This window comes from Streptococcus equi subsp. zooepidemicus (assembly GCF_015689395.1).
In the GTDB taxonomy this organism is placed as follows: Bacteria; Bacillota; Bacilli; order Lactobacillales; family Streptococcaceae; genus Streptococcus; species Streptococcus equi.
The window spans coordinates 1,794,484-1,809,006 of sequence record NZ_CP065054.1 but is presented as its reverse complement, the minus strand read 5'-3'; the positions used below and the strand labels follow the sequence as shown (position 1 = coordinate 1,809,006).

General features: G+C 41.9%; 12 protein-coding genes. All 12 read left to right on the top strand.

Features of this window, described 5'->3' with window-relative positions:
• The first annotated feature begins 127 nt into the window (after positions 1–127).
• Complete coding sequence (locus I2432_RS08585) at positions 128–685, top strand: LemA family protein (protein ID WP_111678523.1); 558 nt, start codon at positions 128–130, stop codon at positions 683–685.
• 31 nt (positions 686–716) lie between these two features.
• On the top strand, positions 717–1,610 hold the full coding sequence (htpX, locus tag I2432_RS08580; RefSeq protein ID WP_111678521.1) for a zinc metalloprotease HtpX: 894 nt from the start codon (positions 717–719) through the stop codon (positions 1,608–1,610).
• A gap of 288 nt (positions 1,611–1,898) precedes the next feature.
• Complete coding sequence (locus I2432_RS08575) at positions 1,899–2,432, top strand: YceD family protein (protein ID WP_111678519.1); 534 nt, start codon at positions 1,899–1,901, stop codon at positions 2,430–2,432.
• 183 nt (positions 2,433–2,615) lie between these two features.
• Complete coding sequence (covR, locus tag I2432_RS08570; RefSeq protein ID WP_012516253.1) at positions 2,616–3,302, top strand: two-component system response regulator CovR/CsrR; 687 nt, start codon at positions 2,616–2,618, stop codon at positions 3,300–3,302.
• A gap of 3 nt (positions 3,303–3,305) precedes the next feature.
• Positions 3,306–4,796 carry a HAMP domain-containing sensor histidine kinase gene (locus I2432_RS08565; protein WP_115251292.1) on the top strand — a complete coding sequence of 497 codons (1,491 nt, stop codon included), beginning with the start codon at positions 3,306–3,308 and terminating at the stop codon, positions 4,794–4,796.
• 189 nt (positions 4,797–4,985) lie between these two features.
• Positions 4,986–5,480, top strand: a complete 495-nt coding sequence (gene nrdR / locus I2432_RS08560) for a transcriptional regulator NrdR (protein ID WP_012516251.1) — start codon at positions 4,986–4,988, stop codon at positions 5,478–5,480.
• On the top strand, positions 5,464–6,627 hold the full coding sequence (locus I2432_RS08555; RefSeq protein ID WP_206158732.1) for a replication initiation and membrane attachment family protein: 1,164 nt from the start codon (positions 5,464–5,466) through the stop codon (positions 6,625–6,627). The genes nrdR and I2432_RS08555 overlap by 17 nt, the downstream gene beginning before the upstream one ends.
• The gene (dnaI, locus tag I2432_RS08550) at positions 6,628–7,536 is read left to right on the top strand and encodes a primosomal protein DnaI (protein WP_012680068.1); all 909 of its coding nucleotides are present in this window, start codon (positions 6,628–6,630) and stop codon (positions 7,534–7,536) included.
• A 38-nt stretch (positions 7,537–7,574) separates the two neighbouring features.
• Positions 7,575–8,885 carry a ribosome biogenesis GTPase Der gene (der, locus tag I2432_RS08545; protein WP_037579917.1) on the top strand — a complete coding sequence of 437 codons (1,311 nt, stop codon included), beginning with the start codon at positions 7,575–7,577 and terminating at the stop codon, positions 8,883–8,885.
• 334 nt (positions 8,886–9,219) lie between these two features.
• The gene (locus I2432_RS08540) at positions 9,220–12,312 is read left to right on the top strand and encodes a pilus expression-regulating Snf2 family helicase (protein WP_206158731.1); all 3,093 of its coding nucleotides are present in this window, start codon (positions 9,220–9,222) and stop codon (positions 12,310–12,312) included.
• Positions 12,313–12,515: 203 nt separating this feature from the next.
• Positions 12,516–13,109: a divisome accessory protein ZapJ gene (gene zapJ, locus I2432_RS08535; RefSeq protein WP_111678512.1), complete on the top strand. Its 594-nt coding sequence runs from the start codon at positions 12,516–12,518 to the stop codon at positions 13,107–13,109.
• A gap of 43 nt (positions 13,110–13,152) precedes the next feature.
• Complete coding sequence (murC, locus tag I2432_RS08530; RefSeq protein ID WP_111678510.1) at positions 13,153–14,484, top strand: UDP-N-acetylmuramate--L-alanine ligase; 1,332 nt, start codon at positions 13,153–13,155, stop codon at positions 14,482–14,484.
• Positions 14,485–14,523 lie beyond the last annotated feature (39 nt).

The following is a 14,523-nucleotide window of genomic DNA, read 5'->3' as shown; positions in this document are numbered from 1 at the left end:
CTATATTTTAATTAATTGCTACTATTTTAGCATAAAATAGCAGAAAACTGCTGAAAAGCTCCTTCAATACTTGCTATTAAACTGAAAATTGCTATAATTGAGACACAAAGATTAAAGGAGAATTGCAATGCCAATGTTTTTAGTAATATTAGCTCTTATCGGTGTGCTGGTTGTTTGGCTGATGGTTAGCTATAATGGCTTGGTTAAAGCTCGTATGCATACAAAGGAAGCTTGGAGTCAGATTGACGTGCAGCTAAAGCGTCGCAATGACCTGATTCCGAACCTTGTTGAGACGGTCAAGGGCTATGCCAACTATGAGGAGAAAACCTTAGAAAAGATTACTAGTCTCAGATCACGTGTGGCTGACGCTACTACACCACAGGCCACAATGGCAGCCTCTAATGAATTGAGCAAGCAGGTTACTAGCCTATTTGCAGTTGCAGAGAGCTATCCAGATTTAAAGGCCAATAGTAATTTCCTAAAATTACAAGAGGAATTAACCAATACAGAAAATAAAATTTCTTATTCGCGTCAATTATTTAATACAACAACGTCGCATTATAACCTTAAGCTAGAAACCTTTCCGAGCAATCTTGTGGCCAAATGCTTTGGCTTCAAGCCAAGTGAGTTTTTACAGGTTCCTGAGGCTGAAAAAGAGGTTCCAAAGGTAGACTTTACAGTCTAATGCGGCTAATCAAGGTCAGAAGAGGACATCAATGCTTTATCAACAAATTTCACAAAATAAACGACGAACAGTTATCCTGCTTTTTGCCTTTTTTGTCTTACTGGTAGTGATTGGCGCTGCTGCTGGTTATTTACTGGCTGACAGCTATCAGCTGGGGGCTGCCTTTGCTCTGATTATTGGTACTATTTATGCCTTTAGCATGATTTTTCAGTCAACCAGCCTGGTTATGGGAATGAATAAGGCTAAGGAAATCACAGTAAACGATGCTCCTGATTTCTTTCACATTGTTGAGGATATGGCTTTGGTTGCTCAGATTCCAATGCCAAGAGTATTTATCATTGATGATCCTTCATTGAATGCCTTTGCCACAGGCTCCAGCCCTCAAAATGCAGCTGTTGCCGCAACCACTGGTCTACTAAAGGTGATGAATCGTGAGGAGCTAGAAGCCGTTATTGGGCATGAGGTCAGCCATATTCGTAATTATGATATTCGGATATCCACCATTGCAGTTGCCTTAGCTAGTGCTGTCACACTGATTTCCAGCATTGGTGGGCGCATGATGTGGTATGGCGGTGGTAGGAGACGTGATAACGATCGTAGCGATAATGGCTTTGGTGCTATTATGTTGATTTTCTCAATTTTGTCACTCATCTTAGCTCCTCTTGCGGCCTCTCTGGTTCAATTAGCTATTTCTCGCCAAAGAGAGTATCTGGCAGATGCCAGCTCTGTTGAGTTAACCAGAAACCCAGAGGGCATGATTAGGGCTCTGCAAAAGCTAAGCAATTCACAGCCTATGACCCATCCAGTAGATGATGCTAGCGCAGCCTTATACATCAATGAGCCTAGAAAAAAAGAAAAGCTTAGCGCTTTATTTAGTACCCATCCGCCAATTGAAGATAGAATTGAACGCTTGAAGCATATGTGAGAGCTTGAGGCTGGCTCAGCTCTCATTTTTGTTAGTCATAATGTTCAGAAAACATCATTAATTAATTTTTTTGACCCTGATATTTTTTAAGACTTTTATAGGAATTTGGGCTATTTTCATAGGGTATTTATGGTTAAACATTTGATTGTTGGCTTGTCAATACTTATTTGTATCCAGACTTAATGTTAAAAAATGTTATGAATTTGTCATAAAGCTATTGACAAATTCTTGATATAATAGTAAAAATAGATTAGAGTTTTATTAGGAAGTGTTTTATTGGGAGAAAGCATGTTATCTGTTTCAGATATTAGAAAGCGGCCGGAAGGCATTCGCTTTGAGAGAGAGTACGATGTCAAGGAAGCGCTACTTATGCGTGATCCGCAAATTATAGATATTAAGGACGTCAGGGCTTCGGGGAGGGCTCAGTTTGATGACGGCTTGTATCTATTAGAATATCAGCTGGTCTATCAGATCACTCTGCCCTCGAGTCGTTCCATGACGCCTGTTGTCTTAGATGAGATGCAGACGGTTCAGGAGCTTTTTATCGAGGAAGCAGATGTGGCAGGCAAGCAGGAAATGGTTGATGAAAACCTTGTCTTGGTCTTGTCAGAGGGTCAGCTTGACCTTGAAGAGAGTATTATTGACAATATTTTGTTGGCGATTCCCTTGCAGGTGTTGACAGAGGCTGAAAAGGACTCACAAGCCTTGCCGACAGGGGAGGATTGGGCAATCTTAACTGAGGAGCAATACCAGGCCCAGCAGAAGGAAAAGGCAAAAAACAATAATCCTTTTGCAGGTTTACAGGGTCTTTTTGACGAGTAGAAAAAACATTAAAGATGTCTGTATTTTTTATTTGAAAAAAGAACGGTTGTCTGGTATACTTTATAAATATACGGCATATTAGTCATTTTGATGACTAAATAGCAATACTTGATTAATATAAAATGGATGAATCTTGTACATAGCTGATAAGGGGCTGTGATACAGGAAGTAAGGATTGGTGTAATGACAAAGAAAATTTTAATTATCGAAGATGAAAAGAATCTTGCAAGATTTGTTTCACTTGAGCTACAGCATGAGGGTTACGAGGTAACCGTTGAGGTTAATGGTCGTGAGGGCTTGGAGACAGCCCTAGAGAAGGACTTTGACTTAATCCTTCTTGATTTGATGCTTCCTGAGATGGACGGGTTTGAAGTGACACGTCGTTTGCAAACAGAAAAAACGACTTACATCATGATGATGACAGCGCGTGATTCTATTATGGACGTTGTAGCCGGCTTGGATCGTGGTGCTGATGATTACATCGTGAAGCCATTTGCCATTGAAGAATTGCTGGCACGTATTCGTGCTATCTTCCGTCGTCAGGACATTGAGTCAGAGAAAAAGACTCCTAGTCAAGGCGTTTACCGCGACTTAGTCTTAAACCCTCAAAACCGCTCTGTCAATCGCGGTGATGACGAGATTTCACTGACTAAGCGTGAATATGACCTGCTTAATATTTTGATGACAAACATGAATCGTGTCATGACTCGTGAGGAGCTCTTGTCTAACGTTTGGAAATATGACGAGGCTGTTGAGACCAATGTTGTTGATGTTTATATTCGTTACCTTCGTGGGAAGATAGATATCCCTGGGAAAGAATCTTACATTCAAACTGTTCGTGGAATGGGTTATGTGATTCGCGAGAAATAATTGATGGCAAAGCAGAAAAAATATAAGAAATCGTTACCAAAACGTTTATCGAATCTTTTTTTCGTTCTCTTCTTTTGCATTTTCTCTGCCTTTACCCTACTCGCTTATATTTCGACAAACTACTTTTTGTTGAAACGAGAAAAACAAACTATTTTTCAGGCTGTTAACATTGTTAGAGTTCGTCTTTCTGAGGTGGACTCTAATTTTACGTTAGAGAATTTAGCAGAGGTTCTCTATAAAAACGATAGAACGCATTTAAAGATTGATGACGCAAATGGTAGTCGTATTATCAGAAGTGAACGAGATATTACCAATACGCTCAATGCCAATGAGGATATCTACGTCTACAATGTTGATAAGCAAATGATCTTCACAACAGATGACGAAGAGGCCTCGCCAGGCTTAAACGGAACTATTGGTAAGGTAACCAAGGACCACATTGAGGAGCAATACAAGGGCTTTTCAATGACTCAGAAGGTCTACTCTAATAAGACAGGGAAGTTTGTAGGCTATGTTCAGGTTTTCCATGACTTGGAAAACTACTATATGATCAGAGCACGCCTTTTCTTTTGGCTTTTGGTGGTTGAGCTCTTTGGGGTTGGTCTGGCGTATTTCATTATCTTAATTGTCACACGCAATTTCTTGAAGCCTCTGAACAATCTTCATGATGTGATGCGGACAATTTCCAAAAATCCAGATAATCTAATGCTGCGCTCGGGTATTTCCTCGGGTGATGAAATTGAGGAATTGTCCGTTATCTTTGATAAAATGCTTGATAAGATTGAGACGCATACACGATTGCAATCGAGGTTTATCAGTGATGTTAGCCATGAGCTGCGCACGCCAGTTGCCATTATCAAGGGGCATATTGGATTATTGCAGCGCTGGGGCAAGGACGATAGTGCTATTTTAGATGAAAGCCTTACCGCAGCTGCGCATGAGGTCGACCGGATGGCTATCATGATCAATGACATGCTTGATATGATCCGAGTACAGGGATCCTTTGAGGGGCATCAAAACGATACAACTACCCTAGAGGGCTCTATTGAGACCGTTGTTGGTAATTTTAGGGTCCTGCGTGAGGATTTTGACTTTACCTGGTATTCTGAAAATCAAAGAACCTTAGCCAAGATTTATAAAAATCATTTTGAGCAGGCCCTGATGATTTTGATTGATAATGCGGTCAAATATTCTAGAAAAGAAAAGAAAATCGTTATAGAATTATCAGTCAATGCTAGTAAGGAGGCTGTGGTTAAGGTCAAGGACAGAGGTGAGGGGATCTCAGAAGAGGACATTAAGCATATTTTTGAGCGCTTCTACCGCACCGATAGGTCCAGAAATCGAACCAGCACCCAAGCAGGCCTTGGAATTGGCTTATCCATTTTAAAGCAAATTGTTGATGGCTACCATTTACATATGGAGGTTGAGAGTGAGCTAAATAAAGGTTCTGTCTTTATTTTGCGGATTCCCTTAGCTGATCATCAAGGCTTATAGCTCATACCTGCCTGAGTATCTAGTAGATGCTCAGGCTTTTGACTGCTCTGGTGTGTGGCTTGATGATGAGGTGCTTATCAGAGAAGGAGAGGTCTTGGAGGCAAACCTGAGTGCTTGTCTATTCTTTTGTTATCCCTAAAATTATGGTAAAATAGGGTATTAGATTAACGATAGAATTGGGGTGTTTGCGTGCGTTGTCCGAAATGTAACTATAATAAGTCAAGTGTTGTTGATAGTAGACAGGCAGAAGATGGCAATACGATTCGTCGCCGCAGAGAATGCGAAAGCTGTCACACGCGCTTTACAACCTTTGAGCGCTTAGAAGAGCTTCCATTACTAGTGATCAAAAAGGACGGGACTAGGGAGCAGTTTTCAAGAGATAAAATCTTAAATGGCGTTGTTCAAAGTGCCCAAAAGCGTCCGGTGTCAAGTACTGACATTGAAAATCTCATTTCTCGCATTGAGCAGAAGGTTCGTACAGCCTATGAAAATGAGGTGTCAAGCACTGTTATTGGCAATCTGGTGATGGAGGAATTAGCAGAGCTTGATGAGATTACCTATGTCCGTTTTGCTAGTGTCTATAAAAGCTTTAAGGATTTAGACGAAATTGAAGAGCTCCTACAGCAGATTACTAATCGTGTTAGAGGAAAAAAGAAGAGCAGTGTAGATGATGAAGCCTATTGATACCTTTTCTTATATTAAGCATAATCAGGTTCAATACGATTCAAGCAGCCTGATTCAGCTGTATTTTCCTATTATTGGAAATGACGCAGTGGCAGTTTATCAGTATTTGGTTCACTTTTTTGACGATGGCTCAGGAGCCCACAAATTTAGTGATATTTTAAACCATCTGCAGTTTGGAATGAGGCGCTTAGAGGAAGCCTTGGTTATGCTGACAGCTATTGATTTGCTGGTTTTGTATCAGCTGCCAGAGGCTTATCTGATTAAGCTGCATCAGCCCTTGGGCAGGGAAGCCTTTTTAAATAACCCAATTTATCGTAGGCTTTTAGAGCAAAAGATTGGAGATGTAGCGGTTTTGGACCTGCAAATGGTGATTCCCAACCAGGCTAGAAATATCTCAAAGACCTTTTCAGATGTTTTTGGAATAGACTCTCAGGAGCTCAAGCAGCCTCAGCCATCAAAGATAAATTTTGATTTAGACAGCTTTCAGCAGCTAATGCGGCGTGACGGCCTTAGGTTTGAGAATCATCAAAAGGACGTTATCAGTCTTTATAGTATTTCTGAGCAATACCACCTAACTTGGTTTGATACCTATCAGCTGGCTAAGGCAACAGCAGTCGGCGGCAGTATTCGCCCAGAGCGCATGCTGGTCAAGAAGCAGCAAGAGGGTCTTCAAAATAATACAGAGACTTTCTCACCGGCTGAGCAGGTTATTCTTAGAGAGTCTAAGCAGGACACCCCACTTGTCTTTTTGGAGAAGATCAAAAAAGCTAGGCGAGCCAGAGTCACAAAGGACGAAAAGGATCTGTTGCTTACTCTAGCTCGCATGAATTTCTTAGACGAGGTCATCAATATTATGGTATTATATACCTTCAATAAGACCAAGTCAGCTAATCTTCACAAGACTTATCTGATGAAAATGGCAAATGATTTTGCTTACCAGCAGATTTTGACAGCAGAGGCTGCTATTATCAAGACACGCGCCTTTGGTGAGCGTAAGCAGCAGGCAAAGTCACAGCAGTCCAATGTGCCTAAGTGGAGCAATCCGGATTATCAAGAAAAAACAAGTCAGGAAGAGCAGGCAAAGCTAGAGCAGTTTAAGCAGGCTGCCTTAAAAAGGCTGGAGAACCTAGGAAAGAGTGGTGACTAGATGGAAAAGATCGGGAAAATGGTAGAGCATTTGGGACAGGCTAGTCGTGTAGCTAGTGCTGAGCTGATTGAGGCTATACTTGCTGATCAGGAGGTGGCTGAGTTTATCAAGGCTCACCAGCTATCTCAGGCAGAAATAAAGCTGAGTTTATCAAAGTTCAACCAGTTTTTAGTTGAGCGCCGGAAATACCAGACAGGTGATGAGACCTATATTGCTAAGGGCTATCAGCCCATTTTGGTCATGAACGAGGGCTATGCAGACGTGTCTTACCTAGAGACAAGAGAGCTTGTTGAAGCCCAAAGGCAGGCAGCTATTGCAGATCGGATTCATTTGGTTAGTCTGCCAAGATCTTATCGTAGGGTTTCTTTGTCAGCTGTTGATGTTAACAATGCCAGTCGTATGCAGGTGTTTTCAGAGCTTTTGGATTTTGTTGAGCAGTATCCAGCGGCAGAGCAAAAGGGTCTCTACCTTTATGGCGATATGGGGGTCGGGAAATCCTATCTGATGGCTGCTATGGCACATGAATTGTCTGAAAAAAAGGGTGTATCAACAACTCTTCTTCATTTTCCTAGCTTTACGATTGATGTTAAAAATGCCATTTCAAATGGCTCTGTCAAAGAAGAGATTGATGCCATCAAGCATGTCCCTGTTTTAATTTTAGATGATATTGGTGCAGAGCAGGCGACCTCATGGGTGCGTGATGAGGTGCTACAGGTTATTTTGCAGCATCGTATGCTAGAGGATTTGCCAACCTTTTTCACCTCTAATTACAGCTTTGCAGATTTGGAGAGAAAATGGGCAAAGATCAAAGGAAATGATGAGACCTGGCAGGCCAAGCGTGTTATGGAGCGTGTGCGTTATTTAGCGCGTGAATGCCATTTAGAAGGAGTTAATCGCCGCCAGGGCTAGCTCAAGTGATGGATAATGAGATAAAGAAAAGGAGAATCATGGTTTTACCTACAGTTGCCATTGTTGGACGTCCTAATGTTGGAAAGTCCACATTATTTAACCGAATTGCAGGAGAGCGTATTTCTATAGTTGAAGACGTCGAAGGGGTTACTCGCGATCGTATTTACACGACTGGTGAATGGCTTAACCGCCAATTTTCATTGATTGACACAGGTGGTATTGATGACGTTGATGCTCCCTTTATGGAGCAAATCAAGCATCAGGCTCATATTGCGATGGACGAGGCAGATGTTATTGTCTTTGTGGTTTCTGGTAAAGAGGGCGTTACTGATGCAGACGAATATGTCTCTAAGCTCTTGTATCGTACCAACAAGCCAGTGATTTTGGTTGTCAACAAGGTGGACAATCCAGAGATGCGAAACGATATTTATGATTTTTATTCTCTTGGCTTAGGAGATCCCTTCCCGGTATCATCAGTTCATGGTATTGGTACGGGTGATGTTTTAGATGCTATCATTGATAACCTGCCGATAGAAGAGCCAGTAGAAAACGACGATGTGATTCGTTTTAGCCTAATTGGACGTCCAAATGTTGGAAAATCAAGCCTGATTAATGCGATCCTAGGAGAAGAGCGTGTTATTGCTAGTCCAGTTGCTGGTACGACTCGTGATGCAATTGATACAAGCTTTACCGATGAATCTGGTCAAGCCTATACCATGATTGATACCGCAGGAATGCGTAAGTCCGGTAAGGTCTATGAAAATACCGAAAAATACTCAGTAATGCGTGCCATGCGTGCCATTGACCGATCAGATATTGTGTTAATGGTTATTAATGCCGAGGAGGGCATTCGTGACTATGATAAGCGGATTGCAGGCTTTGCGCATGAGGCAGGTAAGGGCATGATTATCGTTGTTAACAAGTGGGATACCATTGAAAAGGATAATCATACAGTAGCTAGGTGGGAGGCTGATATTCGCGATCAATTTCAATTTCTGACCTATGCACCAATTATCTTTGTTTCTGCTGTTACAAAGCAGCGTTTAAACAGGCTTCCTCAGTTGATTAAGCGTATCAGTGATAGTCAAAGCCAGCGGATCTCATCAGCTGTTTTAAACGATGTGATCATGGACGCTATTGCGATCAACCCAACCCCGACGGATAAGGGACGGCGTCTAAAGATTTTCTATGCTACACAGGTTTCTGTGAAGCCGCCAACCTTTGTTGTTTTTGTGAATGAAGAAGAGCTTATGCACTTCTCCTATCTGCGCTTTCTAGAAAACCAGATTCGTGCTGCTTTCACCTTTGAAGGAACACCAATCAAGCTGATTGCGCGCAATCGTAAATAGGCCCTCTTATTGCTCTTTTTAGCGTTGAAAGCAGCGAGCGCTGTTGATGTGCGGTGTCTAGACCTTGTGCGCTAAGGCTTTTGACTGATAAGCCTTACCAGAAATGAGAGGCTGCTATCCAATAGAGCTTACCAGCAAGCAAGGCATGCCAAGCATTAATATAACCTGATAATCATTAGCCCTAGGCTAGTGATTTTTTAGTGCCTTAGGCCTATCAGAACAGCTATATACAGCTATTCAAATATGTTTTAATAGCCTTTAAGAGAGATTTTTGCAGGAAATCTAAGCTGAAGTTTGTTATAATAAAAGGATAAGCAAAAAGGTGGGAGCAGATATGGCTAGATTAATTCCGGGGCGGATTCGCAATCAAGGCATCGAGCTTTATGAGCAGGGCTTGGTGAAAATCATAGATGACAGGACTGATCTTATTTGGGCAGAGGTGGATACTTATCAGGTTCAATACGGTATCAATGATGAGGATATTAGGTGTCAGTGTGATTATTTTGAGCGAAAGCAGTATTGCCAGCACATTGCTGCTCTAGAATATTTTCTGAAAAATAATCAGAAGGGCAAGTCGCTCTCAGAGCAGCTTAACAGCCAGCTGGAAAGTAAGGAGGAGACTAAAAAATTGACCTCCTTTGGCAGTCTTTTTTTGGACAGTTTGCAAATGAATGAGGACGACACGACCAAATATAGGCTTTTAGCCTTTGGTGCCAAAAGCCCCTTTTCGTCTGATTACTGGTGGAGCCTTAAGATAAATCGCTTGCCCGGCGAGAAGGCTTATGTTATCCGAGATATTAAGGCTTTTATCCATTTGGTCAAAATCGAAGGCTATTACCAGATTGGAAAGAATTATTTTGAGTCTCTTTCCATATTGCAGTTTGATCAGGCTAGCCAGGATTTGATTCGTTTTCTTTGTCGCTTATCAACGCATTCAGATAAGCTAGATTACGAATGGCTATTTCCTAACCATGCTCGTCATCTTCGGTTACCAGCAGGCTTTTTTGAGGAGGGCATTGACCTGCTGACAGGGCTTTATGAGTTTTCATTTGAGACCTCCTCTCACACCTATTCTCATCTTTATGTTCGACCCCTGGAGGCAGAGGCTGGTCTCTTTCAATTTACAGTTGATGTTCATCGCAGCTCTATTGAGCTTCACATTAAGGAAAAAAATATAGAGTATTTTTTCAATAATGAATACCTGCTATACATGAACACCTTTTATCACCTAAGCCTGAAGCAGCAAAAAATGGTTCAAGCTATTCGTAGCCTCCCTATTGAGGCTGATTTGGCTAAGCACATTCATTTTGATCTTGATGATCAGGCTAAGCTGGCAGCTAGCTTGTTGGAATTTCGAGAGCTTGGTCAGGTGAAGGCTCCTAAAAGCTTTGATATTAGAGATTTCCAAGTGACTTTTGTCTTTGATATTACTGAAAAAGGCGAGTTGACCTCTCAGCTGATTTTTGACTATGGGAGCATTCAGATCAGTGATAAGGCGAGCTTAGATCAGCTCCCCTTTGCTAGCCATTATAAAAAAGAAAACCGTATTTATCGTGCCTTGAAGCGCTTTGGTCTCTCTCCGCAGTTTTTTGCTAAAAAAGCCTTGACTGATCCCAAGGACTGGTATCGCTTTTTTACAGAGGCTGTTCCTTATTTTGAAAGTCTAGGTAGGGTTCAGCTCTCCTCTAAGCTTCAAGAGCAGCGCCTGCTGGAAAGCCCTCAGCTTACGGTCAAACGTGAGGGTGGTCTTTTAGATATTTCCTTTGATTTTTCAACGGTTTGTCAGGCTGATATTGAAAAGGCCTTAGCCACTTTATTTAGTGACAGCTCTTATTTTGTCAATCAGTCAGGCAAGCTGGTCGTTTTTGATGAAGAGACACAAAAAATCAGTCGTAGCTTACAGGAGCTAAGAGCTAAGCAGCTGGCAAATGGTCACCTTCAGCTAGAAGGAATAGCTGCCACCCAGCTGTCTCATCTGTTTTCGGATCTGTCTTCTGTCCATTTTTCTGAGGAGCTAGAGACCCTAATCAAGGATCTGCAGCACCCGGATCGCTTTGAGCTGGGAGAGCTAGTCGTTAAGGCCAAGGTGAGAGATTATCAGCTGCAGGGCATCAAATGGCTATCTGTGCTTGATAAGTATGGCTTTGGTGGTATTTTGGCAGATGATATGGGCTTGGGCAAGACGCTGCAAATCATTGCCTTTTTATCAAGCAGGCTAACCAAGACCTCCAAGGTGCTTATCTTGGCACCCTCTAGCTTGATTTACAATTGGTTAGATGAGTTTAGTAAATTTGCCCCTCAGATAGATGTTGCTGTATCCTATGGACTAAAGCCAGCACGAGATGCTCTTATTCGAGAAGGACATCAGGTGACGATTACCAGCTATTCCTCCTTTAGACAGGATTTGGAGACCTATCAGGCAAGTGATTATGATTATTTAATCTTAGATGAGGCACAGATGATTAAAAATGCTCAGACCAAAATCGCTCAAAGCCTGCGTGCCTTTGACGTAAAGAACTGCTTTGCCTTATCCGGTACGCCGATTGAAAATAAGCTACTTGAAATCTGGTCCATTTTTCAAATTGTTCTGCCGGGCCTGCTACCGTCTAAAAAAGCCTTTTTGAAAATGGAAGCTAAAGATGTTTCTCGCTATATTAAGCCCTTTGTCATGCGACGTAAAAAAGAGGAGGTCTTACCAGAGCTACCAGAATTAATCGAGATGAGCTATTACAATGAAATGTCTGATGGTCAAAAAGCGATTTATCTGGCCCAGCTAAGGCAAATGCAGGAGCGGCTGTCTGCTGCAACTGATGATGATATTCATCGCAGCAAACTGGAAATCCTATCTGGTATCACACGTCTAAGGCAAATTTGTGATACTCCAAGCCTGTTTATGGATTATCAAGGAGGAAGCGGTAAGCTAGACAATCTAAGAACCCTGCTGTTGCAAATCAAAGAAAACGGTCATAGGACTTTGCTGTTTTCACAATTTAAGGGCATGCTGGCTCTTGTCAAGCAGGAAATGGATCAGCTTGGCTTATCATCTTATACCATAACAGGCTCAACACCGGCCAATGACCGTCAAGAAATGACACGTGCCTTCAATAATGGCTCAAAGGACGCCTTTTTGATTTCCTTAAAGGCTGGTGGTGTTGGGCTCAATTTAACAGGCGCTGACACTGTTATTTTGATTGATCTATGGTGGAATCCAGCTGTAGAAATGCAGGCCATTAGTCGTGCTCATCGTATTGGTCAGGAGGACAATGTAGAGGTTTACCGGTTGATTACACGCGGAACAATTGAAGAAAAAATGCTGGAGCTTCAGGAAAATAAGCGTCATCTGATCACCACCGTTTTAGATGGCAATCAAGGCCTGGCAAGCATGTCTGTCGAGGAGATCAAAGAGATCCTTGGCCTTCAGCCTTAGCCTACATAGCTTTTAGCACATGCTCTTAAGCTTATCAGCTAAAGCCAGTGTCCGTCCTCTATAAACAAATAAGGCAGGAGAGCAGAGGTGATGAGCTAGTCACATCATTTTTGCTTTGCTGCCTTTCTTTTTAGGAATTACTTTGAAAAATAGGATTATTTAGTTTATAATAGGGAATGCTATAGGAAGGAGAGTGAGATAGAATGACAAAGCATGCGTTTCCTCTGGTTGCAGATGGTGAGCCTATTATTGAGTCAGCTAGGCAGATGGCTTTATATGAAAACGAAGATTTGATCACAAATATTGCTGGCAGCTATCAAGACAAACATTACGACGACATCATAAGAGACCATCAATTTGCTGAGAAAGCTCCTGTCGTCCCTAAAGAATCCCTTCATCATTCTCCAGCTGTCAATGAGGATCACAGCTACGCTCAAAAGGCCAGAAGGCAAGCAAAGCAAGCTGTCAAAGAAAAAAGACAGGCTTATATTGCTAAAAATATGGCTTATAGCCCAAAGCAGGCAACCAAGAAAGGTCAAAGTAGGGTTGTCTCTTCCAAAAAGCCAGCAACAGAATTGAGCCGTTTTACAGAGAAATTAAACCAAGAGTCTTATATTTTAGCTGAGCTTCCTCGTCAATATAAGGAGCCGCAAAATACCAGCCAAGTAGCTGTCAAAAAAAATAATTATGACTTTTTGAAGCGCAGCCAAATCTACAATCATCAAGAAGACAGAGATCATCGTGAAAAGACCATTGCTCAAGAGCTAAACCTGAATCGCTTTGAGGATATTAAGTAAGCTTTATACAGCCTTATATCTGTCAACATTAAAAGGAGTTAACATGTCAAAAACCTATCATTTTATCGGAATTAAAGGAGCTGGAATGAGTGCCTTAGCCCTGCTGCTCCATCAAATGGGGCATAAGGTTCAAGGCAGTGATGTGGAGAAGTATTATTTCACACAAAGAGGTCTAGAGCAAGCAGGTATTACCATTTTGCCCTTTAGCGAAGATAATATTTCTCCGGATATGGAGCTGATAGCAGGTAATGCTTTTCGTGAGGACAACAATAGCGAGGTCGCTTATGCGATGCGTCATCAGCTGCCCTTTAAACGCTACCATGAGTTTTTAGGTGAGTTTATGAAACAGTTTACCAGCCTAGGTGTGGCAGGAGCTCATGGAAAAACCTCTACCACAGGCCTGCTGTCACATGTGCTCAAGCATATGGCGGCTACTTCTTATTTGATTGGTGATGGTACTGGGCATGGGGCTGCTGATGCTCGTTATTTTGTCTTTGAATCAGATGAATATGAGCGTCACTTTATGCCTTATCACCCGGAGTATTCCATTATCACTAATATTGATTTTGATCACCCTGATTATTTTACGGGTCTTGATGATGTGTTCAATGCCTTTAATGACTATGCTAAGCAGGTGAAAAAAGCTCTTTTTGTTTACGGTGAAGATGAGGAATTAAGAAAGATTAGCTCTCCTGCACCGATTTACTATTATGGCTTTGGGGATACTGATGATTTTGTAGCCTTTGATATCACACGTACCACAAATGGCTCAGACTTTAAGGTAAGGCATCATGACAAGCTTATCGGTCAATTTCATTTGCCGGCCTATGGGCGTCACAATATTTTAAATGCTACTGCGGTGATTGCCAATTTATTTATTGCAGGCTTTGATATGAAGCTTGTTGCAGAGCATTTGAAGAGCTTTTCGGGGGTGAAGCGTCGTTTTACTGAAAAGGTGATCAATGACACTATTATTATTGATGACTTTGCTCATCACCCAACAGAGATCATTGCAACGCTTGATGCTGCTAGGCAAAAATACCCTAATAAGGAAATCATCGCTATTTTTCAGCCACACACCTTTACAAGGACCATTGCTTTGCTAGACGACTTTGCCCATGCCCTAAATGAGGCTGACAGTGTTTATCTAGCGCCTATCTATGGCTCAGCGCGTGAAATTGATAAGGGTGACGTCAAGGTGGAGGATCTAGCAGCTAAGGTTGAGCGTCCAGCCGAGGTCATCTCAGTTGACAATGTATCGCCGCTACTGGATCATGACAATGCAGTCTATGTTTTTATGGGAGCAGGCGATATTCAGCTGTACGAACGCTCATTTGAAGAGCTGCTTGCTAACTTGACCAAAAATAATCAATGATTGAACCACCTGCCTTAGGCAGGTTTTCTCATCGTAAAG